Raw genomic sequence first — 24,637 nt, forward strand, 5'->3', positions numbered from 1 at the left:
AAAGTGAGCGAGCGTTCAGTCGGTAATTTATGAAAGCGTTTACGAATTAAAAGGAGGAATGAAAATGGGGAAAACAGTTATTTTAGACGGTGCAAGAACACCTTTTGGTAAGTTTGGTGGAGAACTAAGTTCTTTAACAGCAGCTGAACTTGGCGGTATTGCGATGAAAGAAGCATTAAAGCGGTCAAATGTTGAAGGAGAAGAGGTTGGTGAAGTAATTTTTGGTACTGTGCTTCAAGGGGGACAGGGACAGATTCCTTCTCGTCAGGCTGCACGCCATGCCGGAATACCGTGGGACGTTCAAACTGAAACAATTAATAAAGTATGTGCATCTGGTATGAGGAGTGTCACACTTGCGGACCAAATTATTCGTGCAGGAGATGAGGAAATTATCCTAGCTGGGGGTATGGAATCAATGTCGAATGCGCCCTATGTTCTTCCAAAAGCTCGCTGGGGACTAAGGATGGGTGATAGTCAGGTAAAAGATTTAATGCTTCACGATGGTTTGATATGTTGCTTTGAAGGTGTTCATATGGGCATCTATGGAAACCGTACAGCAAAAAAGTTTGAGATATCACGCGAAGAACAAGATAAATGGGCATTAAGAAGTCACCACCGTGCAATTGAAGCTACGGAGAAGGGGGTCTTTGCAGAGGAAGTGGTTCCTGTAGAAATACCACAACGGAAAGGGGATCCACTCATTGTAAAGCATGATGAAGCACCGAGGAAGGATACGACTATGGAACGCCTACAAAAGTTGAACCCGGTGTTTGAACATGATGGATCCATTACAGCAGGAAATGCACCTGGAGTCAATGATGGAGCAGCAGCCCTTGTTCTGATGAGTGAAGAACGAGCTAAAAAAGAAGATAAAACACCACTTGCTGTTGTGATAGGCCATGCTACCGTTGCTGTAGATGCTCAAGACTTCCCGGAAACACCAGGTCTTGTTATTAACAAACTCCTAAAGAAAACGGGGAAAACAGTTGATGAAATTGATTTATTTGAAATTAACGAAGCATTTGCTGCAGTAGCACTTACAAGTGGTAAAATAGCGAATCTTCATGAAGAGAAAATTAATGTCAACGGAGGTGCTGTTGCGCTAGGACACCCAATTGGAGCTAGTGGAGCAAGAATTATTTTAACACTAGCATATGAACTAAAGCGCCGTGGTGGTGGACTTGGTGTTGCGTCTATTTGCTCTGGAACTGGGCAAGGTGATGCCATCATGATTGAGGTACCGAAGTCTAAATAATGAAAACGCAAAGGTAGGGGGGCACTACCGATAAATGGTCAGAATTAAGGGGGAAATGGTATGAATATAAAAAAAGTAATGGTCATCGGTGCAGGGCAAATGGGCTCGGGTATTGCTCAAGTTTGTGCTCAAGCGGGTTTTGAAGTGAAATTGAATGATCTAAAGGAAGAGTATATTGAAAGAGGTATGGCCGTCATTACGAAAAACCTCACTCGATCTGTTGATAAAGGAAGGCTGTCACAAGAAGAAAAAACGAAAATTCTTTCTTATATAACCCCTTCATCTTCATTAGAAGATGCTAGTGATGTGGATATTGTCATTGAAGCGGCAATAGAAAGTATGGACATTAAAAAAGAAATTTTTCAAAAGCTAGATAAAATTGTTGGGAAGGAGGCAATTTTAGCAACGAATACATCTTCACTTCCCATTACAGAAATAGCCGCAGTGACAGAACGTCCTGAAAAAGTAATAGGTATGCATTTTATGAATCCCGTTCCTGTAATGAAATTAGTAGAAATCATCCGTGGGCTGGCGACTGATGATGAAGTATATCAAGCTGTGGAGGACATGACGAAAGCATTGCAGAAGGTACCTGTTGAAGTAAATGACTTTCCAGGGTTTGTTTCAAATCGGATTTTAATGCCAATGATTAATGAAGCGATTTATACATTATACGAAGGAGTTGCGACAAAAGAAGCGATTGATGATGTAATGAAGCTCGGAATGAACCATCCAATGGGTCCGTTGACGTTGGCTGACTTTATTGGTCTTGATACGTGCTTGTACATTATGGAAACGTTACATGACGGATTTGGTGATGATAAGTATCGTCCATGTCCACTTCTAAGAAAATATGTAAAAGCGGGTTGGTTAGGTAAAAAGAGTGGTAGAGGGTTTTACACTTATGAGAGATAACGGCTAATGGATAGAGAAATATGCATTAGCAATCGAAGCGTTAATAGACGAACTAAGGGGGATAACAGATGGATTTACGCTTGACAGAAGAACAAGAGATGATGAGAAAGATGGTACGAGATTTTGCTCAAAGCGAAGTCGCAGCCTATGTAGACAGGATGGAAGAAGGGGAGTTTCCTCGAGAGTTAATTGGAAAAATGGCGGACCTTGGGTTAATGGGGATAACCATTCCAGAAGAGTATGGCGGGTCAGGTATGGACTTTATCTCTTATATTTTAGCTATACATGAGCTTTCGAAAGTAAGCGCTACCATCGGAGTGATTCTTTCTGTCCACACTTCCGTTGGAACAAATCCAATTCTATATTTCGGAAATGAAGAGCAGAAGAAAAAATATGTACCTAAGCTTGCTTCTGGTGAATATTTAGGTGCGTTTTGCTTAACCGAGCCATCTGCTGGTTCAGATGCAGGAAGCTTAAAAACGAGAGCTGTGAAGCAAGGTAAACATTATGTACTAAATGGTAGTAAAGTATTTATTACCAATGGTGGAGAAGCGGATACGTATATCGTATTTGCAAAGACGAACGCTGAGCTTGGAACAAAGGGAATTTCAGCTTTCATTGTAGAAAAAGGGACAGACGGTCTTGTAATTGGAAAAGATGAAGAAAAAATGGGCCTACATGGGTCTAAGACGGTACAACTGACATTTGACAATATGGTCGTACCTGAGGAAAACCTACTCGGACAAGAAGGAGAAGGATTTAAGATTGCAATGGCCAACCTTGATGTGGGTCGAATCGGGATTGCTGCTCAAGCATTGGGAATAGCAGAAGCAGCTTATGAACATAGTGTGGACTACGCTAAAGAACGAAAGCAATTTGGCAAACCAATTGCTTTGCAACAAGGTGTTGGTTTCAAGCTTGCCGACATGGCCACAAATATAGAAGGGGCCAAACTGCTGGTTTATCGTGCAGCAAATCTTCGTGCAAATGATTTGCCATGTGGAAAAGAAGCTTCTATGGCAAAACTATTTGCCTCTCAAACAGCTGTGGCTACAACAATTGAAGCAATACAGGTGTTCGGCGGCTATGGTTATACAGAAGAGTATCCAGTAGAACGATTATTCCGTGATGCAAAAGTAACGGAGATTTATGAGGGTACAAGTGAAATTCAGCGTGTAGTATTAAGCAAACATCTTATAAAATAATCGGCTTAACATACCAGTATGAAGAAAAGTAGGAGGAGAGAAAATGGATTTTCGTTTATCAGAAGAGCATGAAATGATTCGAAAAATGGTACGAGATTTCGCGGTAAATGAAGTGGCTCCTTCAGCATCTGAACGTGATGAGGAAGAGAGATTTGATCGAGAAATCTTTGATAAAATGGCTGAACTAGGATTAACAGGAATCCCTTGGCCAGAAGAATATGGTGGCATTGGTAGCGATTATTTAGCATATTGCATCGCTGTTGAGGAGTTGTCTCGTGTATGTGCTTCTACAGGTGTAACACTTTCTGCACATACGTCATTAGCAGGGTGGCCAATATATAAGTTCGGTACAGAAGAACAGAAACAGAAGTATTTAAAACCGATGGCAAGAGGAAAAGAAATCGGAGGGTACGGTTTAACTGAACCAAGCTCAGGTTCAGATGCAGGTGGAATGAAAACAACAGCACGCTTGGAAGGGGATCATTACATTTTAAATGGTAGTAAGATTTTCATTACAAATGGCGGAATTGCGGATACATATGTTGTATTTGCTTTAACAAACCCGTCTGAGAGACAGCGTGGTACAAGCGCATTCATCATTGAAAAAGGTTTTGAAGGATTTTCTGTTGGGAAGAAAGAAAAAAAACTTGGGATTCGCTCATCTCCAACGACTGAAATCATATTTGAAGATTGTAAAGTACCGAAAGAAAACTTACTTGGCACAGAAGGTGATGGTTTTAAAATTGCGATGAAGACTTTGGACGGTGGCAGAAATGGCATAGCTGCACAAGCAGTTGGTATTGCCCAAGGGGCTCTAGACGCATCGATTGCCTATGCTACGGAACGTGAGCAGTTTGGTAAGTCTATTGCTAGGAATCAAGGTGTATCCTTTAAGCTTGCCGATATGGCCACAAATATAGAAGCGTCAAGACTATTAACCTATCAAGCGGCATGGTTAGAGTCAGAAGGGCTTCCATATGGAAAAGAGTCTGCAATGTCCAAGCTTTTAGCGGGCGATACAGCAATGAAGGTGACGACTGAAGCAGTACAGATTTTTGGAGGCTATGGTTACACAAAAGATTATCCGGTTGAGCGTTACATGCGTGATGCAAAAATTACGCAAATATATGAGGGTACACAAGAAATACAAAGACTTGTTATTTCTAGAATGATTACGAAATAGTTTGTGAGTACGTGTTATAGCTAATGGAACAGAGCATAAAGGGGATAATGCTTTGTTTAATGAAAAAGTAGAGAGAACTTTAGAATTATAAATTTAAGAGACAAACAGTGGCTACTGTCTTGTTTCAATCGGCAGTAGCTACAGCATTAAAATGATGAATGTGTACAAAAATGGGGCATTTTCTATATTGCGGATAAAGGAAATTGGGAGAAAACATGACAGGGGGCATAGAAAGGGTGAGGAAGAAAAGGGAGGTTCACGCTTCTGTTAAAGACCAAAAGCTTATTCAAAGGCGAAGAGACGAGATGATTAGGGGAGCGGTGACGCTTTTCAAAGAAAAAGGGTTTCACCGTTCAACGACAAGAGAAATTGCGAAAGCAGCAGGTTTTAGCATTGGAACGTTATATGAATATATTGGCCAAAAAGAGGATGTCCTGTATTTAGTTTGTGACAGCATTTACGATGGGGTAAAAGAAAAACTAGAAGAAATGAATGTAAATGCAGGGACGATTGAAAATTTAAAGTTAGGGATTGCTCATTACTTTCGTGTAATGGACGAAATGCAGGATGAAGTATTGGTCATGTATCAAGAAGTAAAATCACTATCAAAGGACGCTCTTCCTTATGTACTAAAAAAAGAACTTGAAATGGTCAGCATGGTGGAGGCATTAATCAAAAGTTATATGGATCATGAGCACATTGATTACCGCCAACAAGAAGTACATATCCTTGCACAAAATATTTTTGTTCAAGGGCAAATGTGGGCTTTCAGGCGCTGGACTTTACAAAAGAGCTATACACTAGATGAGTATATAGAATTACAGACCAATTATTTGTTATCTGGAATCCAAATGAAAGCAGGGGATGGAAAGTGAGCACAATAGAAATCTATCAGCCAAAGCATGCTATTCGCTTCGTTACCGCATCAAGTTTATTTGACGGTCATGATGCATCCATTAATATTATGAGAAGAATATTACAGTCTAGTGGAGCTGAAGTCATTCATCTTGGACATAACCGCTCTGTTGAAGAGGTTGTCAATGCTGCTATTCAGGAGGATGTACAAGGAATTTCAGTGTCTTCGTATCAAGGTGGACATGTTGAATATTTTAAATACATGTATGATTTATTAAATGAAAGAGGAGCAGGTCATATTCGTATATATGGAGGCGGCGGGGGGGTTATACTTCCGCGGGAGATCGATGAGCTCCATGAATACGGAATTGCTAAGATTTTTTCCCCAGAGGATGGTAGACAAATGGGTCTACAAGGTATGATTAATCTCATGCTAGAAGAGTGTGATTATTCAACGATTGGTGAAGATGCTCATCAAGAAATAGAAAAGTTAGTAACAGGAGAAATAACGGCGGTTAGCAAGCTTATTACATTAGCGGAAAACGGTGTTAATCAAAAAAGCCAAGCGGCCACAATAGAAAAAATGTTTGAAGAAGTAGAAGCGTTAGCAAATAAAATTCCTGTTTTAGGGATAACCGGAACGGGAGGAGCGGGGAAAAGTTCCCTTACTGATGAGCTAATCCGACGTTTTTTAAATGAAATGCCGAATAAAAATGTCGCTGTTTTATCCATCGACCCGACGAAGCAAAAAACAGGGGGAGCGTTACTTGGTGACAGAATTCGTATGAATGCCATCTTTAGTGATCGGGTTTATATGCGCTCTCTTGCAACAAGAGGATCAAAATCAGAGCTTTCCCTTGCCATTCGTGATGCCATAAATGTTGTGAAAGCAGCTAAATTTGATCTTGTTATAGTTGAAACGAGTGGGATTGGTCAAGGGGATGCAGAAATAACGGAAATTTCCGACGTTTCGATGTATGTCATGACGAGTGAATTCGGTGCACCTTCGCAGCTTGAAAAAATAGATATGATTGACTTTGCAGAGCTAATTGTCGTCAATAAATTTGAACGAAAAGGCTCTGAAGATGCTAAGAAGCAAGTTCAAAAGCAATATCAGCGCAGTCATGAATTATTTGACAAACAGGTAGAAGAAATGCCGGTCTATGGTACGATTGCAAGCCAATTTAATGATCCAGGAACGAATGCTTTATTTGCTGCCCTTGTTGAAAAAATGAATACAAAATTGGGGTTAGACTGGTCTTCGACCTTCTCAAAGGATGTACAAGTTGAAAAGCAAAACGTGATTATTCCACCAGATCGTCGATACTATTTGAGAGAGATTGCTGATACTGTAAAAGGCTATCACCGCCAAAGTGACGAACAAGTCAATTACGCTCGGCAACTGTTTCAAATAGAAGGCACAGAAAAATTATTGGAAGGGAAAGGGGAAGGCCTTGAAATTCTTTCCTCGTTAGCAGCGTTAAAAAAAGAAATAGAAGGAAAACTCACAGCTCAATCCAAAAAAATCCTTCAATCGTGGGAGGACTTGGTTCACCGCTACAAGCAAAATCAATATGTAACCAAAGTTCGTGGGAAAGAAATCATAACAGAACTTAAAACAAAAAGTCTTTCAGGTCTTGAAATCCCTAAAGTTTCTTTGCCTCAGTATAAGGATTATGGAGAAATTCTAAAATGGGTATACCGCGAAAATGCTCCTGGTATTTTTCCATTTACTGCAGGGGTATTCCCATTTAAACGTAAAGGAGAGGACCCGAAACGTCAATTTGCAGGGGAGGGTACACCAGAAAGAACGAATAGGCGCTTTCATTATTTGTCGAAAGATGATGATGCGAAGCGATTAAGTACAGCGTTTGATTCAGTCACATTATATGGTGAAGATCCTGCCTATCGTCCTGATATTTATGGGAAAGTCGGAGAAAGTGGTGTGAGTATTTGTACGCTGGATGACATGAAAAAACTATACGAAGGTTTTGATTTATGCCATCCATCTACCTCTGTCTCTATGACCATTAATGGTCCAGCACCTATTATTTTAGCGATGTATATGAATACGGCTATTGACCAACAACTAAAAATGAAGGAAGAAATGCTTGGTCGTGCCTTAACGAGTGCGGAAGTTGAAGAAGTAAGAATAGCAACTTTAAAGGTGGTAAGAGGTACTGTTCAAGCCGATATTCTAAAAGAAGATCAAGGGCAAAATACCTGTATTTTTTCAACAGAATTTGCTTTGCGTATGATGGGTGATATTCAACAATATTTTATCGACCATCAAGTAAGAAATTATTATTCCGTTTCGATTTCTGGGTATCATATAGCTGAGGCAGGAGCTAATCCAATTTCGCAGCTAGCTTTTACACTTGCGAACGGATTCACTTATGTAGAATACTATTTAAGCAGAGGGATGAAGATTGATGATTTCGCCCCGAATTTATCCTTCTTTTTCTCGAACGGACTCGACCCAGAATATAGTGTAATTGGTCGTGTTGCACGTCGCATTTGGTCGACGGTAATGAGAGATAAGTACGGTGCTAATGAGCGAAGTCAAAAATTAAAATACCATATTCAAACATCAGGGCGTTCTCTTCATGCTCAAGAGATTGATTTTAATGATATTCGTACAACTCTCCAAGCCTTAATGGCTTTGCAAGATAACTGTAATTCGCTTCATACTAATGCCTATGATGAAGCGATTACAACACCAACAGAGGAATCGGTGCGCCGCGCAATGGCGATTCAAATGATTATTTCAAAAGAGTTGGGTTTATCTAAAAATGAAAATCCACTTCAAGGTTCCTTTATTATTGAGGAATTAACCGATTTAGTAGAAGAAGCTGTTTTAACAGAATTTGAACGGATAAATGATCGTGGAGGCGTTCTTGGGGCAATGGAAACTCAGTATCAACGAGGGAAAATCCAAGAAGAATCCATGTATTATGAAATGCAAAAACATTCTGGAGAACTTCCGATTGTCGGTGTAAATACGTACTTAAACCCGAATCCACCTTCCAGTGAAGAATTAAACTCAATGGAAATTGCGCGTGCAACGAAAGAAGAAAAAGAGGCTCAAATTAATCATTTGATGAGCTTCCAGGCTCGCAATCACGAGGAAGCAGAGCAGAAGCTATACGCCCTTAAGCAAGTTGCAATGAACGGTGGCAATATTTTTGAAGAATTAATGGAAACGGTCAAAGTGGCTTCTTTAGGTCGAATTACTCAAGCTCTATACGAAGTGGGTGGACAATACCGCCGAAATATGTAAAGGATTGAAGGCAAGGAGTCGTTTCCTTGCTTTTTCCTTATTTATGAGGGGGAGGGGTAGGGAAAAAGACTCCCTTTTTCCATGTTGAAAATATAAATAGGAATATAAAGTTTGTACCAATAGTTGACGTCGAACAAGCAATACAAAAAGAGATGAAATGGTCTTGACTAAATTTAGGAATGAACTTGGACTATTGTTGAACTGAATAATAAGGTGAGCGACAAGAACTGATTTGGTACTTTAGTTTTGGTTTCAGGCGGATTTTGGAAGCGATTTAATATATAATTAATATTAAATTGCGTCATAATCTTTTATAATAAAAGATAATAGAGGTGGAACAATAGCTATAGGAAGTGATATTGTGAAACGAACGATAATTTTTTTAGTCGCCATTATCATATTTATTTATATAAGCATATATCTTTATAATCAGTTATTGGGTGCCATCCCTTTATTACTATTATCTATTTTATTCTTCTATTTAGCTTATCGAGAAAGGAAAAAGGGGAAAAAAAAAGCGGAAATTCCCGTAAATTAAGAAGTACAAGCTCTACTGAAAAGAAAAAATAAAAGAACCATAGTTTAATCTAGCATAAACTCATTGTAATTGATTATAATGAGTTATATGTTATATTTAGGCTTGTGTTATTATGCCCTTCTACTCCTTAAATAGAGTATGAAATAGAGAAAGGAAGTGCAAGAATGAACCTGAAAGGTTTATCAAAAGAAGAATTAAAAGAAACTTCTTTTATTGAGTTGGCTCATGATATTCTGACAAACAAAAAGCAAGCGATTCCGTTTAGTGAACTACTACAAGAGTTTATGGAATTGCTAGATTTAACTGACGCAGAAGTGGACGATCGTTTAGCACAGTTTTATACAGACTTAAATGTAGATGGTCGTTTCCTTGCTTTAGGTGAGAATAAGTGGGGTCTTCGAGCGTGGTATCCAATTGACCAAATAGAAGAAGAGACGGTTCCAACCATTAAAACTCGTAAGAAAAAAGCAAAGGTAGTTAATGAAGAAGAATTTGACGATATTGCCGTCGAAGAAGAAGAGCTTGATTTTGATGATTTAGATGATTTCGAGGAAGAAGAAAATCTTCTAGATAATGATGACGATGACGATTTTGAAGACGATGACGATGATTTTGAAGGTGACGCAATTATCGAAGGTGAAGAAGAAGACTTTGATGATGAAGAAGATGATGAATAAAGCATTCACTTCTTGACATCTTTTCAATCGGGTTGTACTATTACTTTTGGGCTCCTTAAAAAAGGACGGTAAATAAATGACCAGCGCTCCCTTAATTATTTAAGGGGGCGCTTTTTTATTTTTCACCCTTGGGTAAACTATTGAATAATTAGCTACATTACAATTAATGTAGGTTTATTTTGAAAGGGGAAAGATTGATGACAAAGTATATTTTTGTAACCGGTGGGGTTGTTTCCTCACTAGGTAAAGGGATTACAGCTGCTTCATTAGGTAGACTATTGAAAAACCGTGGATTAAAAGTAACGATTCAAAAATTTGATCCGTATATAAACGTCGACCCAGGGACAATGAGTCCATATCAGCACGGAGAAGTCTTTGTTACAGGGGATGGTGCAGAAACAGACTTAGATTTAGGGCACTATGAGCGTTTTATCGACATCAACTTAACGAAATATAGCAACGTAACAACAGGAAAGATATATTCCACTGTTCTTCGTAAAGAGCGCCGTGGTGATTATTTAGGAGGAACGGTACAAGTTATTCCACATATTACAAACGAAATTAAAGAACGTGTATTCCGTGCAGGGCGTGAGACTAACGCCGATGTGGTGATTACCGAGATTGGTGGAACTGTAGGGGATATTGAGTCACTTCCATTCCTTGAAGCCATTCGTCAAATAAAGAGTGATATTGGTCGTGACAACGTCATGTATCTACATTGTACACTCGTACCATTCATTAAAGCAGCAGGTGAAATGAAAACAAAACCAACTCAACATAGCGTGAAGGAATTACGTAGCTTAGGCATTCAGCCTAATGTTATAGTCGTTCGTACAGAAATGCCAATATCTCAAGATATGAAGGATAAGATTGCGTTATTTTGCGACATTGATTCAAAAGCAGTAATTGAAGCATTAGATGCCGATACATTATACGCTGTACCACTTGCCTTACAAGATCAGCACCTTGACCAAATCGTTTGTGATCATTTGAAATTAAAAACTAATGAGCCGGATATGACAGAATGGAACGGTTTAGTTAATAAGGTTCGTAATCTTGCCCATAAAAGAACCATTGCCCTAGTAGGTAAGTATGTAGAGTTACAAGATGCCTATATTTCAGTTGTAGAGGCATTAAAGCATGCAGGGTATAATTTTGATACAGACGTGCAAGTAAAGTGGTTGAACTCCGAGCTTATAACGGAGGAAAATGTTACTGAGGAGTTATCTGATGTCGATGGTATTCTAGTGCCAGGAGGCTTTGGTGACAGAGGAGTAGAAGGGAAAATCGTTGCTACAAAATATGCACGTGAAAATAAAGTTCCTTTCCTTGGAATTTGCTTAGGTATGCAGCTTGCATCTGTTGAGTTTGCTCGTAATGTTGTTGGACTGAAAGGAGCTCATTCTGCAGAGTTGAACCCTGACACACTTTATCCTGTTATCGACTTACTTCCTGAACAGAAGGATGTAGAAGATTTAGGGGGAACATTGCGACTAGGTCTATACCCATGTAAGTTAACGGAAGGTTCAAAAGCGCAACAAGCATACGGCGATGAAGTGATATATGAGCGCCACCGTCATCGTTATGAATTTAATAATTATTACCGTGAAAAAATGGAGCAATCAGGATTTATCTTCTCAGGTACGAGTCCAGATGGTCGATTAGTAGAAATTATTGAACTTGAAGACCATCCTTGGTTTGTCGCTTCGCAGTTCCATCCAGAATTTACATCGCGCCCAACTAAGCCTCAACCGCTATTCCGTGACTTTGTAGGTGCATGTATGACAGTCAATCAATAAGTTTTTCCTATATGAAATAGCAGGTTAGATCTGCATCATGACAATTAAATGCTACGTTCAAAACAAAAGCCCGATCTCTTCATGAGAAAGGGCTCTTTTGTTTCCTAGGAATTAATCTAGTTCTAAGTATTCTTCTACCATTTCGTCAAGAGTAAACTTTAGTGCAAAATAGATATATAACCCAGCCATACTTGAAGGAAAACCAATACGATTCCCACTTTCATCCGGTAGGAGACCTTTTGTCAGCATCGTATCAATATGGATTGTTGCAAGGTTTTGTAACGTTTCCTCTCCTTCTACTTTGCCAGATACCGCAACAAATTCAACACCTCGATCTTGTAAAGCGTAAGCAAGTTTAACAGCATCTTGATCATTAGAGAATCTAGAAAATAACAATACCCGATCGGCTGATGTCAATTCATCTATATTCTTAAGTGGATAAGCTCCTTTTAATGGCTCAGCTCCGGAGGTGGCTTCCAGAACAACCCCTTCTAACTCTGCAAATCCCTTCAAAAAGGTTCGCCCTTCCCCTACTGTTGCTTGAGCAAGAAGCCTTGCGCCATCTTCAATTAAGAATTCTCCTTTGGAGGAAATGCGATTGAATAAACCGTTTAGTTGAGTTGAAAACATTTTCATCATTTTCAGCCCTCCTTTCACAACTTCGACAAACATATTCATCCCTATTATAATTGATTGGAAACGATTCTCGCAAAAAAGAAGGAATTAGAAGCGGTAGAATAGAATTGTACTTAAGAATGGAGCAATATCGATCGATTACGTTGAAAGAGGTGACCTGATGAAAGAAAAAATTCTCATTGTAGACGATCAATTTGGAATTCGTATTCTTCTAAATGAAGTTCTTCAAAAAGAGGGTTATCAAACATTTCAAGCTGCTAATGGAATTCAAGCGCTTGATTTTGTTGATAAGCATTCCTTTGACCTTGTGTTATTAGATATGAAAATACCAGGTATGGATGGAATTGAAATACTTAAACGAATGAAAAAGAAAGAAAAAGATATACGTGTAATCATTATGACGGCATATGGGGAATTAGATATGATTCAAGAAGCAAAGGATTTGGGAGCAATCACCCATTTTGCCAAACCATTTGATATTGATGAAATTCGTCAAGCTGTAGAAAAGTATGCCGCTTCGCCTTCAAAAGGTTAAGCAAAAAACAAAAAAGAAGTCAGTTAATAGAGGGAAGCGTTTACATCTTTTGAGTGGTAGGAATAGAGAGGAATATTCAAAAGATATAAAATTATATATTTTTTAACAAGTAACATAAGTCATTGGTAAAACACTTGTGAATTTGGTATCATACTAATGAATTCCTTTCAAGAAACGAATAATAAGTTGAAACGATGTTTTTTTACTTCACCTGTTTCGTCTCTTGATAATACTAAGGAGGAAAATAAGATGCCTTTAGTGTCAATGACTGAAATGCTAAACAAAGCAAAAGCAGAAGGCTACGCTGTAGGACAATTTAATTTAAATAATCTTGAGTTTACTCAAGCTATTCTGCAAGCGGCAGAAGAAGAGAAATCTCCAGTTATCCTTGGAGTTTCTGAAGGTGCTGCACGTTACATGAGTGGATTTAAAACAGTTGTGAAAATGGTAGAAGGATTAATGGAAGATTTAAGTATTACTGTACCTGTGGCTATTCACCTTGACCACGGATCAAGCTTCGACAAGTGTAAAGAAGCAATTGATGCTGGTTTTACATCTGTTATGATTGATGCTTCCCACCACCCTTTTGATGAGAATATTCAAACGACTTCTAAAGTAGTTGAGTATGCCCATTCTAAAGGTGTTTCTGTAGAAGCAGAGTTAGGAACAGTAGGTGGACAAGAGGATGACGTAGTAGCAGATGGTGTTATATACGCAGACCCTGCCGAGTGTAAGGAGCTAGTTGAACGTACAGGTATCGATACGTTGGCACCAGCACTAGGTTCCGTTCATGGTCCTTACAAAGGAGAACCAAATCTTGGATTTAAAGAAATGGAAGAAATCGGATCAGCTACAGGTGTACCTCTAGTCTTACATGGTGGTACTGGAATTCCAACAGCTGATATTCAAAAAGCTATTTCTTTCGGAACAGCGAAGATTAATGTAAATACTGAAAATCAAATTGCTTCAGCAAAACGAGTACGCGAAGTACTAGCGGCGGATACAGAAGTTTACGATCCACGTAAATATATGGGACCAGCTCGTGAAGCAATAAAAGAGACTGTTATCGGTAAAATGAAAGAATTTGGTTCATCTAATAGAGCATAATTAGACCTTGTTAAGAGGTTGTGAAGTGTGAAAGAAAGCCATAGTTTTTACTAGTTCTCTAGTATAAGTTGACTAATATGAGGAATATTAGCTTTGTCTGATAGCTAGAGAATACAATTAATTGGATACAACAAGAGTAGAGGCCGCCTTATTATAAGGCGGTTTCCATGTATTCTCGTTTTTTTTGAATGTATTTCATTTAATGGATTTTTTCGGGTTTTAAGTAAGCGCTTTACAAAAAATGACGAATTGGAGAATGGATATAATGAAATTTTTTATTGATACGGCTAACATGGAAGAAATTCATGAAGCGTTTAAATGGGGGGTTTTGTCTGGGGTAACAACCAACCCATCATTAGTTGCGAAAGAAAAAGGGGTATCCTTTCATGATCGCTTAAAAGAAATAGCGGAATTAGTGCCAGGTTCAATTTCAGCAGAAGTTATTGCTTTAGATGCTGAAGGGATGATAGAAGAAGGTAGAGAACTGGCTAAAATTGCGAAGAATATAACCGTAAAAGTTCCGATGACACCAGAAGGGTTGAAAGCTGTTTCTGTTTTTAGTAAAGAAGGAATTAAAACGAATGTAACCCTTGTATTTAGTGCAAATCAAGCACTTTTAGCGGCAAGAGCGGGTGCTACGTATGTTTCGCCATTTTTAGGGCGTTTGGATGATATCGGTCAGGATGGTTTACAACTCATTGCAGAGATAGCTGATATATTTTCAATTCACAATATTGAAACGGAAATTATTGCAGCGTCGATTCGCCATCCGCAGCATGTTTCAGGAGCAGCTCTTAGAGGAGCTCATATTTCAACGGTTCCATTTAACGTATTGTCGCAATTATTTAAACACCCATTAACAGATAAAGGAATTGACGCTTTCCTTAAAGACTGGAATAATCGCTAAGTCGATAAAATTTTAATTTTTAGACATTTGTAATGTGTTTATTCTTTTCTTTATTTTTGTATAAACTAGAAAATATTACAATTTCTTTATTCGTATATTATGAACGAACACCTTGTTAAATCCTTCTTAGAATATATTTTCATAATGATCTGAAAACGACAAGGTATAAAATGATCATCATAGGAATATGGAAGGGAGTCAAATATGGAAAAGCTAAAAATTGCAGGAGGCTACCCACTAAAAGGCGCTGTTAAAATAAGTGGTGCCAAAAACAGTGCTGTTGCCTTAATTCCAGCCACGATTTTAGCCGACTCTCCGGTGACAATTGAAGGTTTGCCTGATATATCAGATGTTTATATGCTTAAAGGCTTGCTAGAAGAAATCGGTGGAAGTGTTGAGCTTGATTCTGGGACGATGACAGTGAATACGGATGATATGACTTCGATGCCACTTCCTAGTGGCAGAGTGAAAAAGCTTCGTGCTTCTTATTATTTAATGGGAGCGATGCTAGGAAAGTTTAAAAAAGCCGTCATTGGCCTTCCTGGTGGGTGTCATTTAGGTCCCCGCCCAATCGATCAGCATATAAAAGGTTTTGAAGCGTTAGGTGCAGAAGTCACCAATGAGCAAGGAGCGATTTATCTTCGTGCAGATGAACTAAGAGGAGCACGTATTTATTTAGATGTTGTTAGTGTAGGAGCTACGATTAATATAATGTTAGCGGCTGTCAGAGCAAAAGGTCAAACCATTATAGAAAATGCAGCAAAAGAACCTGAAATTATCGATGTCGCTACTCTCCTTACGAATATGGGGGCAAAAATCAAGGGAGCGGGTACAGATGTTATCCGAATTGATGGTGTTGAACATTTGAGCGGATGTCGCCATACTATCATCCCTGACCGGATTGAGGCAGGCACCTTCATGATATTAGCAGCTGCCGTTGGAGAAGGAATCTTAATTGACAATGTCATTCCATACCATATGGAATCCTTGACAGCAAAGCTCCGAGAAATGGGAGTTCCCGTAGATGCGGGAGATGATCAAATCTTTATTGGGAAGTCAGAGGAATTGAAGGCTGTAGATATTAAAACATTGGTTTACCCTGGATTTGCTACGGATTTACAACAACCCTTTACTTCTCTTTTAACTAGAGCAAAAGGGTCTTCGATTGTGACAGATACAATTTATTCGGCTCGGTTCAAGCATATCGATGAACTTAGAAGAATGAACGCCAATATAAAAGTAGAAGGGCGTTCTGCTATTGTGAATGGCACAGTTCAATTGCAAGGAGCGAAAGTGAAGGCAAGTGATTTAAGGGCTGGAGCGGCTTTAGTGATAGCTGGTTTAATGGCTGAAGGAGTTACTGAAATTACTGGGCTTGAACATGTTGACAGAGGTTATAGTGATTTAGAGGCAAAGCTTGAAGGAATTGGTGCTACCATTTGGAGAGAACAACTAACGGCTGAAGAAGAGGAACAACTTGAAAACTCGTAAGTAAGTTTCTATCTATGTTAAATGTGTTACAATAATTTATTTTTGTGTTATACTAAATAAGAATAATGCATGGCAATGTAACACGGGAGGAATTATTGATGGAACGAAGTTTATCAATGGAGTTAGTAAGAGTAACAGAAGCCGCAGCCTTAGCTTCAGCGAGGTGGATGGGTAGAGGAAAAAAAGACGAAGCAGATGATGCCGCAACGTCAGCCATGCGAGATGTGTTTGACACCATTCCGATGAAGGGAACAGTGGTCATTGGAGAAGGAGAAATGGATGAAGCACCAATGCTTTTTATTGGTGAAAAATTAGGTACAGGCTATGGACCAAGAGTAGATGTTGCAGTTGATCCTTTAGAAGGTACGAATATTGTTGCTTCAGGAGGATGGAATGCTCTCGCAGTTCTTGCGGTAGCTGATCATGGGAATTTATTGCATGCACCTGATATGTATATGGATAAAATTGCAGTAGGACCAGAAGCCGTAGGATCTATAGATATTAATGCATCTGTTATCGATAATTTGAAAGCAGTTGCCAAAGCAAAGAATAAAGATATCGAAGATGTTGTGGCTACCGTTTTGAATAGACCGAGACATGAACATATAATTAAGCAATTAAGAGAAGCGGGTGCTCGTATTAAATTAATTAATGACGGTGATGTTGCAGGCGCCATTAATACGGCATTTGACCATACTGGGGTGGATATTCTCTTTGGATCAGGAGGAGCGCCTGAAGGTGTTTTAGCTGCTGTTGCGCTTAAATGTCTAGGAGGAGAAATTCAAGGTAAACTGTTACCACAAAATGACGCTGAACTTACTCGCTGTATTTCTATGGGCTTAGATGTCAACAAGATATTAAAAATGGAAGACTTAGTTCGTGGAGATGATGCCATTTTCGCTGCAACTGGTGTAACAGATGGGGAACTTTTACGAGGGGTTCAATTAAAAGGGTCACACGGTCTTACTCACTCTGTTGTTATGCGTGCGAAATCAGGAACGGTCCGGTTTGTTGATGGACGTCATAGCTTGCAAAAGAAACCTAACCTTGTAATTAAGCCTTAATCATTTCTTTGAAAATACTACATTAATTGACAAAGGGGACGGCTAACAATGATTGCCACCCCCTTTTTTTCAACTTTTCTTATAATCATGATTGATTATCTTCTCGAATTATGGTTAAAATAGTTATTGCTATAATCCTTCATCATATAAAAGATAATACTACTTCTCGTCTATCTTCTTTTATCATTCGCCTTAAAACATTTCAATATGAAATCTTCATTACTATCATGTACAATTTGTAATTGACTGATTAGAACAAATAAGGCCTCAATGGATTTAGAGAACTTTTTTGAATAAAATAAAGTGTGGTGTCAACATGAATGAATTAACTATTTCACGTTTAGAAAACATGAAACTAAAAGAGTTGTATGAGCTTGCGCGTGAATTTCGCATCTCATACTACAGTAAACTAACAAAAAAAGAACTTATATTTGCTATTTTAAAAGTTCGAGCAGAACGCGAAGGCTATTTCTTTATGGAAGGCGTTTTGGAAATTATTCAATCAGAAGGATTTGGGTTTTTACGTCCAATTAATTATTCCCCAAGCTCAGAAGATATTTATATTTCCGCTTCCCAAATTCGCCGTTTTGACCTTCGTAATGGAGATAAAGTATCTGGGAAAGTTCGCCCACCAAAAGAGAATGAACGTTATTTTGGTTTACTACATGTCGAAGCTGTTAATGGTGATGATCCAGAAAGTGCAAAAGAGCGTGTTCACTTCCCTGCGTTAACTCCACTGTATCCAGATCGTCAAATCACGTTAGAAACGACCCCTTCTAAATTGTCTACGCGTATTATGGATATCATGTCTCCAGTAGGTTTTGGGCAGAGGGGACTGATTGTTGCCCCTCCAAAAGCGGGAAAAACAATGCTTATTAAAGAAATTGCTAATAGTATTACGACTAATCATCCTGATGCAGAGCTAATCGTTCTATTAATTGACGAACGACCTGAAGAGGTAACGGATATTGAACGGTCGGTTGATGCAGATGTTGTCAGTTCGACATTTGACGCTGTGCCAGAGAATCATATAAAAGTAGCGGAGCTTGTCCTTGAACGTGCGATGCGACTTGTAGAGCATAAGAGGGATGTCATTATTTTAATGGATAGTATTACTCGTTTAGCACGTGCTTACAACTTAGTGATCCCTCCAAGTGGACGAACACTGTCAGGCGGGATTGACCCTGCTGCTTTTCATCGTCCAAAACGCTTCTTCGGTGCCGCTCGTAATATTGAAGAAGGTGGTAGCTTAACTATTTTAGCTACAGCGTTAGTGGATACAGGCTCACGAATGGATGATGTCATTTATGAAGAGTTTAAAGGAACAGGTAACATGGAGCTTCACCTAGATCGATCACTAGCGGAGAGACGTATCTTCCCAGCAATTGATATTAGACGATCTGGAACACGGAAGGAAGAGTTGCTGATAAAACCGGATCATCTCGATAAACTTTGGGCAATTCGCAAATCGATGACGGATTCACCTGACTTTGTAGAGCGATTCCTCCGAAAACTTAGACATTCGAAAACGAACGAAGAGTTCTTTGGTAAATTAAATGAAGAAATGCAATCATCTGGACGAAGATCTTAAATGTAGGACTATATAAAATTTCCAACGATCTTCAAGAAAGACAGGTTGCATTTAAAATGAGTGCTTGCTATAATGATGTCAGTGTATTTTTAATGTAATGCAGTTTTCTCTGACTGCATTGGAATATAACTCTGTTTCGAATGATTCAGGGCGAGAGGAGATGAAACGAATGAAAGCTGGAATTCATCCAAATTACAAGAAGATCAATGTGAAATGTGCATGCGGAAACGAATTCGAAACTGGTTCTGTAAAAGAGGAGCTTCGCGTTGAGGTATGTTCAGAATGTCATCCATTCTACACAGGACGTCAAAAATTCGCTACAGCGGATGGACGTGTTGATCGCTTTAATAAAAAATATGGCCTTAAGTAATAAACTGGTTTTAAAGACAGGCAAGCAGAAAGTGTCCTTGCCTGTTTTTTATTGCGATAGGTTATTGGAAAAAGAGGCAGTCTAAAGTAGACTGTGCCTTTTTTTTTCTGTCATTGTTCTTAATAAAAGGATCGAATGATATTCGAACCCCTTAAAGCTATACTTGAACGAGGAAGGAGAGCCGTTTCATGTATGTCATGAAGCAAACAGGTTGGGTGGAAGTGATTTGTGGAAGTATGTTTTCTGGCAAATCAGAAGAACTCATTAGACGAGTGAGAAGAACTCAATTTGCTAAACAATCTATTATGGTATTCAAGCCAAAATTAGATAATCGTTATAGTGAGGAGTCTGTTGTCTCGCATAACGGTACATCTGTCATTGCAAAGCCAGTGGAGGATTCTACTGATATCGAAAGAATGGTCACAGCGGATATCGATGTTGTTGCGATCGACGAAGTGCAATTTTTTGATGAACACATTGTTTCTGTGGTACAGAAATTAGCGAACGGAGGTCATCGCGTCATTTTAGCAGGGCTTGACCAAGATTTTCGTGGAGAGCCATTTGGACCCATGCCACGATTAATGGCTATTGCAGAGCAAGTTACGAAACTTCAAGCTGTTTGTGCAGTTTGTGGCTCTCCAGCTAGTCGTACACAAAGATTAATTGAGGGAAACCCTGCTTGTTATGATGATCCCGTCATCTTAGTCGGTGCCTCAGAGGCATATGAACCAAGATGTCGACATCACCATGAAGTTCCAAAGGGTGTAAGTATTCATGCGCAACAAGCATTAGATAACATGTAATCCAGCAAAGTTTTGCTGGATTATTTATTTTTGATTTGAATATCTCCTATTGCTAGGGAAACCCTACATATAGGAGGTGAAGAGTATGTGGAAATGGTCCCTGTTTATTGCTTCTGCTCTGTTCATTAATGGATGTGGAATGGCAAATGATTCTACTTATTCAAATGTGGAAGATGAAGATGGACATCAATTTATGACAGAAAATATTGCTAATAATGATACAGAAGCACGTTCGCCAACTGACCAAAATCCCAATTTGCTTAATTTGAGCGAGAAGCAACCAAATACAGGATCAGAAATTGATAAAGCTAGAGAAGTGGTTGAACTGTATACAGAATATGAGCCAGGCTCTGTGTGGATTAACGGTCAACAAATGTGGGTTACGGTTCATACTAATAAGCGGTTAAGCACTAGTAAGAAAGAATCCCAGGAGGCTAAGCTTCATAAACAACTAGAGACTGCTCTTCCTAGTTATAATATAAATGTCAAAATTGAAGAGAAGTAGAGAAAAAAGCGACTGAATTTTATTCAGTCGCTTTTTGAATAAGAATAAATTGGACTCATTCTCATTATGGAAAAATCACTTGCTTTTAGTTCAGCCTAGCAAAAAATGTGTATTCCTTTGATGTAAATAGTTCATTTTGATTAGGTATTAAGAATGATATTGAGAACAAGTTTAGTCATCAACACATTATGATAAACTTGCCTTAGTTTAAGGTGATAATAGGAAGGCTTAATTACCAAAACTTCGTTCCTTAAGTGAACGATTATAGTGTTACATATCATAGGATAAAGTAATACATTGCTAACATAAGCTAAATGAAAATAAGAGTAAGACAGGATAGAATGTTGTCATTGAGTGAGGAGTATACTATACTTATACTGTTATGGACTAAAATTTGAGGTGAATAACTGTGTTTGATCGTTTGCAAGCAGTAGAAGACCGTTATGATAAGCTTAATGAACTTCTAAGCGACCCAGAAGTTGTAAATGACCCAAAAAAACTTAGAGATTATTCTAAAGAACAATCTGACATTCAACAAACGGTAGAAGCCTATCGTGAGTATAAAGATTTAAAGGAGCAGTATGACGAAGCAAAGCTCATGCTCGACGATAAGTTAGATGCTGAAATGAAAGAGATGGTTAAAGAAGAAATCTCTGAATTAAGTGAGCAAATCGAAGGATTAGAAGAGCGTTTAAAAATATTATTAGTTCCGAAGGATCCTAATGATGATAAAAACGTTATTATGGAGGTACGAGGAGCAGCAGGTGGAGATGAGGCTGCATTATTTGCCGGTGACCTTTACCGTATGTATAGCCGTTTTGCAGAAATGCAAGGCTGGAAGACAGAAGTAATTGAAGCTAGCCCTACAGGCCTTGGCGGATATAAAGAAATTATTTTTATGATCAACGGTAATGGTGCTTATTCAAAAATGAAGTATGAAAACGGTGCACATCGAGTTCAACGTGTACCTGAAACAGAATCAGGCGGGCGTATTCATACGTCAACCTCAACAGTTGCGTGCTTACCAGAAGCAGAAGAAGTTGAAATTGATATTCATGAAAAGGATATACGTGTTGATACATTTGCATCTAGTGGACCAGGGGGACAAAGTGTAAATACGACTATGTCTGCTGTGCGCTTAACTCATATTCCAACAGGTACCGTCGTATCTTGCCAAGATGAAAAGTCACAAATTAAAAATAAAGAGAAGGCAATGAAGGTACTTCGTGCACGTGTATACGATAAATTTCAGCAAGAAGCAAGGGCTGAATACGATGCTCAACGTAAATCAGCGGTTGGTTCAGGGGATCGATCTGAGCGAATTCGTACGTACAATTTCCCGCAAAATCGAGTAACAGATCACCGCATCGGTTTAACGATTCAAAAACTTGATCAAATCCTTGAAGGAAAAATGGATGAGGTCGTTGATGCATTAATTTTAGAAGATCAATCTAAGAAATTAGAGAGTATGGAAGATTAATGAATCACGGTAAAGTGTTTGAAGCCCTCAACTGGGCTTCTTCTTTTTTAAAGGGAAAAGGACTCAGTGAAAATGCGGGAGAGCTCTTTTTATGTCATTTATTAAACTGGAGCCGTTCAACTTTATTTGCCAATATGAGGGAAGAACTTCCGGAAGAAATTGCCACTCTGTTTCATCAAGGAATGGTGGAACATGGTAAAGGAGTTCCAATACAATATTTAATGGGATATGAATTTTTCTTTGGACGCTCCTTTTTAGTAAATGATAGTGTTTTGATTCCAAGGCCTGAAACGGAAGAACTTGTTTATCATACTTTAAAGAAGATTAACTCATTGTTTTCGTATCATCAAAAAGTAAGATTAGCCGACATTGGGACAGGTAGCGGGGCAATAGCTATTTCAATGAAGCTTGAAAATCCTTTATTGACGGTTTATGCTTCGGATCTATCAGAAGCTGCATTAAAAGTTGCTTGTGAAAATGCGGATATACTGAAAGTAGATATTCCGTTTTTCCATGGGAATTTACTTCAACCATTTGCGGAGAAAGGGTTGAAATTGGATATTGTGATGAGCAATCCTCCCTATATTCCAAAAGGGGACCGAGAATGGATGAGTAAGGTAGTTACGGAGCATGAGCCGTCATCGGCACTGTTTGCAGGGGAAGATGGTTTAACGATTTACCGTCAATTTATGAAAGAATTACCGGATGTACTAGCTCAAAAAGCATTGGTAGGCTTTGAAGTTGGAGCAGGTCAGGGACCGACGGTAGCAGCTTTATTCCACGAAACCTTTCCAAATGCAAAAGTAGAAGTCTTAAATGATATTAATGGAAAAGATAGAATGGTGTTTTGCACAATAGAATAATGGATCGATGACAAACCTCTGTTTTAAATAGAGGTTTGTTTTTTATATACGGAGAAAGTAGTAGGACTGAGGAATGATGACTCATAAGCTCTTACTCTAGCAATAAAACTTTAAACATTACTAGTTTAAAAAATCTGAATTTTGCCCACAATGGTTATTAAAGGGGGCGGAAAGAATGAAAATGAAATTGGTTGTTTGGTTGTATATGGTAATGTTATCGTTAACGACGATACTGAGTTTATATATTCCGAAGCAAGAAGCCGCTGCAGATGAAATTATGGTGATACCAGATGAAGCAATTCGTTTACGTATCTTAGCAAATAGTGATTCCAATCAAGATCAGGCGTTAAAGAGAATGATTCGGGACGAGGTTAATAAACAAATTACGTTATGGGTAGAGAATTTAACGAACATTGATGAAGCGCGTGCAACGATTCAAAGAAATCTCCCTGCCATTGAACAAATAGCATTGGATGTAATGAATGAGGAGGATGTACAGCAAGCACTTTCGATAGACTTTGGAGAGGTTCAGTTTCCTACTAAGCTTTATGGTAATTATTTATACCCGGCTGGTGAATATGAAGCTATTTTAATTACTCTTGGGGATGGACAGGGAGCAAACTGGTGGTGTGTCTTATTTCCTCCACTATGCTTTTTAGATTTTTCGAGTGGTACAGCAATTAGCAAAGGGTTTGAATCAAATGTGAAAGCAAGTGAAAAAGAAGAGAAAATAGTAGAAGAAAAAGTGGAAACACCAGCTACAATTATAGAAAAGGAAGAACCACCTAAAATTATAGAAGACGAAGAACCAGAAGTGAAATTCTTTATTGTTGAGTGGATAAAGGGATTATTCGCATAAAATAAGGGCTCTTTTTAATCAAGAGTTCTTTTTTTTTGTCTATTACATAAACATGAATTGAGAGAAAAGGAAGGAGAGGGAATGGTAGGATGAATACAGTTAAGAGGGCTAAATCAGATGATAGAGAAAGGGTAGAACGTTTTTTAGTGCAAGCCGGATTAAATATAGAAGGCATCGATGATATACTAGACAATTTTTTTCTGTTAGAAAACAGTCAGAAAAGTATAGTTGGTACTTTAGGTGTTGAAATAAAAGGAAATCGAGGACTATTACGTTCTTTAGCCATTGCTCCATCTGTTCCAGAGGAAGATTTATTTACCTTATTTGAAACGGCAAGAGTTGATTCACGTGATCGAGGACTTTCGACAATTTTCTTAGCTACGAGTAAAGCGACATCCGTAGCACTCTTTCAATTTTTAGGATTTGAATTATTAGATGCTTCTTCTTTTCACACGGAATTGCATTCATTTGAATATTTTCATCAAATAAAAAATGTGGACAACTGCTTTTTAATGAAATGTAAACTAGCATAGCCATGCACAGAAAATAGTGGATAATGGGATTAAAAAGCTGTATTTTCAGAAATTTATTCACATCTATCCACAGAGTTATACACATTATTGCCTTTTTTTTTCACATTATGTGGATAACACTTGTAAAGTTACCTTTCATCTTTTATACTTGCAAAGGAATAATTTTATGGTAATAGGATATAATAT

23 protein-coding genes are annotated in these 24,637 nt (G+C 38.5%); 22 read left to right on the plus strand and 1 reads right to left on the minus strand.

Going from position 1 to position 24,637, the window contains the following annotated elements; genetic code table 11:
• The first annotated feature begins 64 nt into the window (after positions 1 to 64).
• From WAK64_RS18540 to WAK64_RS18580, 9 genes are all read left to right on the plus strand, one after another.
• Positions 65 to 1,255, plus strand: coding sequence for an acetyl-CoA C-acetyltransferase (locus WAK64_RS18540; protein ID WP_336588497.1), 1,191 nt, complete (start codon positions 65 to 67; stop codon positions 1,253 to 1,255).
• 60 nt (positions 1,256 to 1,315) lie between these two features.
• Positions 1,316 to 2,170 (plus strand): 3-hydroxybutyryl-CoA dehydrogenase, encoded by an 855-nt coding sequence (locus WAK64_RS18545; RefSeq protein WP_336588498.1) that lies wholly within the window; start codon positions 1,316 to 1,318, stop codon positions 2,168 to 2,170.
• Positions 2,171 to 2,238: 68 nt separating this feature from the next.
• Positions 2,239 to 3,375 carry an acyl-CoA dehydrogenase gene (locus WAK64_RS18550; RefSeq protein ID WP_336588499.1) on the plus strand — a complete coding sequence of 379 codons (1,137 nt, stop codon included), beginning with the start codon at positions 2,239 to 2,241 and terminating at the stop codon, positions 3,373 to 3,375.
• 43 nt (positions 3,376 to 3,418) lie between these two features.
• On the plus strand, positions 3,419 to 4,558 hold the full coding sequence (locus WAK64_RS18555; protein WP_336588500.1) for an acyl-CoA dehydrogenase: 1,140 nt from the start codon (positions 3,419 to 3,421) through the stop codon (positions 4,556 to 4,558).
• Positions 4,559 to 4,794: 236 nt separating this feature from the next.
• The gene (locus WAK64_RS18560; protein WP_419465971.1) at positions 4,795 to 5,433 is read left to right on the plus strand and encodes a TetR/AcrR family transcriptional regulator; all 639 of its coding nucleotides are present in this window, start codon (positions 4,795 to 4,797) and stop codon (positions 5,431 to 5,433) included.
• On the plus strand, positions 5,430 to 8,693 hold the full coding sequence (icmF, locus tag WAK64_RS18565) for a fused isobutyryl-CoA mutase/GTPase IcmF (protein WP_336588502.1): 3,264 nt from the start codon (positions 5,430 to 5,432) through the stop codon (positions 8,691 to 8,693). The genes WAK64_RS18560 and icmF overlap by 4 nt, the downstream gene beginning before the upstream one ends.
• 361 nt (positions 8,694 to 9,054) lie before the next feature.
• Positions 9,055 to 9,231 carry a hypothetical protein gene (locus WAK64_RS18570; RefSeq protein WP_336588503.1) on the plus strand — a complete coding sequence of 59 codons (177 nt, stop codon included), beginning with the start codon at positions 9,055 to 9,057 and terminating at the stop codon, positions 9,229 to 9,231.
• A 164-nt stretch (positions 9,232 to 9,395) separates the two neighbouring features.
• The gene (rpoE, locus tag WAK64_RS18575; RefSeq protein ID WP_336588504.1) at positions 9,396 to 9,908 is read left to right on the plus strand and encodes a DNA-directed RNA polymerase subunit delta; all 513 of its coding nucleotides are present in this window, start codon (positions 9,396 to 9,398) and stop codon (positions 9,906 to 9,908) included.
• A gap of 197 nt (positions 9,909 to 10,105) precedes the next feature.
• Positions 10,106 to 11,707: a CTP synthase gene (locus WAK64_RS18580; protein WP_336588505.1), complete on the plus strand. Its 1,602-nt coding sequence runs from the start codon at positions 10,106 to 10,108 to the stop codon at positions 11,705 to 11,707.
• 111 nt (positions 11,708 to 11,818) lie between these two features.
• Here the strand turns inward: WAK64_RS18580 and WAK64_RS18585 are convergent, their stop codons facing one another.
• Positions 11,819 to 12,346 carry a DUF2529 domain-containing protein gene (locus tag WAK64_RS18585; RefSeq protein ID WP_336588506.1) on the minus strand — a complete coding sequence of 176 codons (528 nt, stop codon included), beginning with the start codon at positions 12,344 to 12,346 and terminating at the stop codon, positions 11,819 to 11,821.
• A gap of 154 nt (positions 12,347 to 12,500) precedes the next feature.
• On the opposite strand from WAK64_RS18585, the gene WAK64_RS18590 reads away from it, so the two are divergent.
• The 13 genes from WAK64_RS18590 (at position 12,501) to WAK64_RS18650 (ending at position 24,451) form a co-directional block, all read left to right on the plus strand.
• Positions 12,501 to 12,878 carry a response regulator gene (locus WAK64_RS18590; protein WP_336588539.1) on the plus strand — a complete coding sequence of 126 codons (378 nt, stop codon included), beginning with the start codon at positions 12,501 to 12,503 and terminating at the stop codon, positions 12,876 to 12,878.
• A gap of 249 nt (positions 12,879 to 13,127) precedes the next feature.
• Positions 13,128 to 13,985, plus strand: coding sequence for a class II fructose-bisphosphate aldolase (locus WAK64_RS18595; protein ID WP_336588507.1), 858 nt, complete (start codon positions 13,128 to 13,130; stop codon positions 13,983 to 13,985).
• Positions 13,986 to 14,250: 265 nt separating this feature from the next.
• Positions 14,251 to 14,892: a fructose-6-phosphate aldolase gene (fsa, locus tag WAK64_RS18600; RefSeq protein WP_336588508.1), complete on the plus strand. Its 642-nt coding sequence runs from the start codon at positions 14,251 to 14,253 to the stop codon at positions 14,890 to 14,892.
• A 204-nt stretch (positions 14,893 to 15,096) separates the two neighbouring features.
• The gene (locus WAK64_RS18605; protein ID WP_336588509.1) at positions 15,097 to 16,383 is read left to right on the plus strand and encodes a UDP-N-acetylglucosamine 1-carboxyvinyltransferase; all 1,287 of its coding nucleotides are present in this window, start codon (positions 15,097 to 15,099) and stop codon (positions 16,381 to 16,383) included.
• Positions 16,384 to 16,481: 98 nt separating this feature from the next.
• Positions 16,482 to 17,447, plus strand: coding sequence for a class II fructose-bisphosphatase (gene glpX, locus WAK64_RS18610; RefSeq protein WP_336588510.1), 966 nt, complete (start codon positions 16,482 to 16,484; stop codon positions 17,445 to 17,447).
• Positions 17,448 to 17,763: 316 nt separating this feature from the next.
• Positions 17,764 to 19,038, plus strand: a complete 1,275-nt coding sequence (gene rho / locus WAK64_RS18615) for a transcription termination factor Rho (protein WP_336588511.1) — start codon at positions 17,764 to 17,766, stop codon at positions 19,036 to 19,038.
• Between the two features lie 169 nt (positions 19,039 to 19,207).
• Positions 19,208 to 19,408: a 50S ribosomal protein L31 gene (rpmE, locus tag WAK64_RS18620; RefSeq protein WP_336588540.1), complete on the plus strand. Its 201-nt coding sequence runs from the start codon at positions 19,208 to 19,210 to the stop codon at positions 19,406 to 19,408.
• A 188-nt stretch (positions 19,409 to 19,596) separates the two neighbouring features.
• A complete protein-coding gene (locus WAK64_RS18625; protein ID WP_336588512.1) occupies positions 19,597 to 20,211 on the plus strand; it encodes a thymidine kinase in 615 nt (204 codons plus the stop codon).
• Between the two features lie 85 nt (positions 20,212 to 20,296).
• A complete protein-coding gene (locus tag WAK64_RS18630) occupies positions 20,297 to 20,716 on the plus strand; it encodes a hypothetical protein (protein WP_336588513.1) in 420 nt (139 codons plus the stop codon).
• 409 nt (positions 20,717 to 21,125) lie between these two features.
• A complete protein-coding gene (gene prfA, locus WAK64_RS18635; protein WP_336588514.1) occupies positions 21,126 to 22,196 on the plus strand; it encodes a peptide chain release factor 1 in 1,071 nt (356 codons plus the stop codon).
• Positions 22,196 to 23,059, plus strand: a complete 864-nt coding sequence (gene prmC, locus WAK64_RS18640; protein WP_336588515.1) for a peptide chain release factor N(5)-glutamine methyltransferase — start codon at positions 22,196 to 22,198, stop codon at positions 23,057 to 23,059. Before prfA ends, prmC begins: the two co-directional genes overlap by 1 nt.
• Positions 23,060 to 23,234: 175 nt before the next feature.
• Complete coding sequence (gene spoIIR, locus WAK64_RS18645) at positions 23,235 to 23,918, plus strand: stage II sporulation protein R (RefSeq protein ID WP_336588516.1); 684 nt, start codon at positions 23,235 to 23,237, stop codon at positions 23,916 to 23,918.
• 89 nt (positions 23,919 to 24,007) lie between these two features.
• Positions 24,008 to 24,451, plus strand: a complete 444-nt coding sequence (locus WAK64_RS18650) for a GNAT family N-acetyltransferase (RefSeq protein ID WP_336588517.1) — start codon at positions 24,008 to 24,010, stop codon at positions 24,449 to 24,451.
• Positions 24,452 to 24,637 lie beyond the last annotated feature (186 nt).

This window comes from Bacillus spongiae (assembly GCF_037120725.1).
Classification (GTDB): Bacteria; Bacillota; Bacilli; order Bacillales; family Bacillaceae_K; genus Bacillus_CI; species Bacillus_CI spongiae.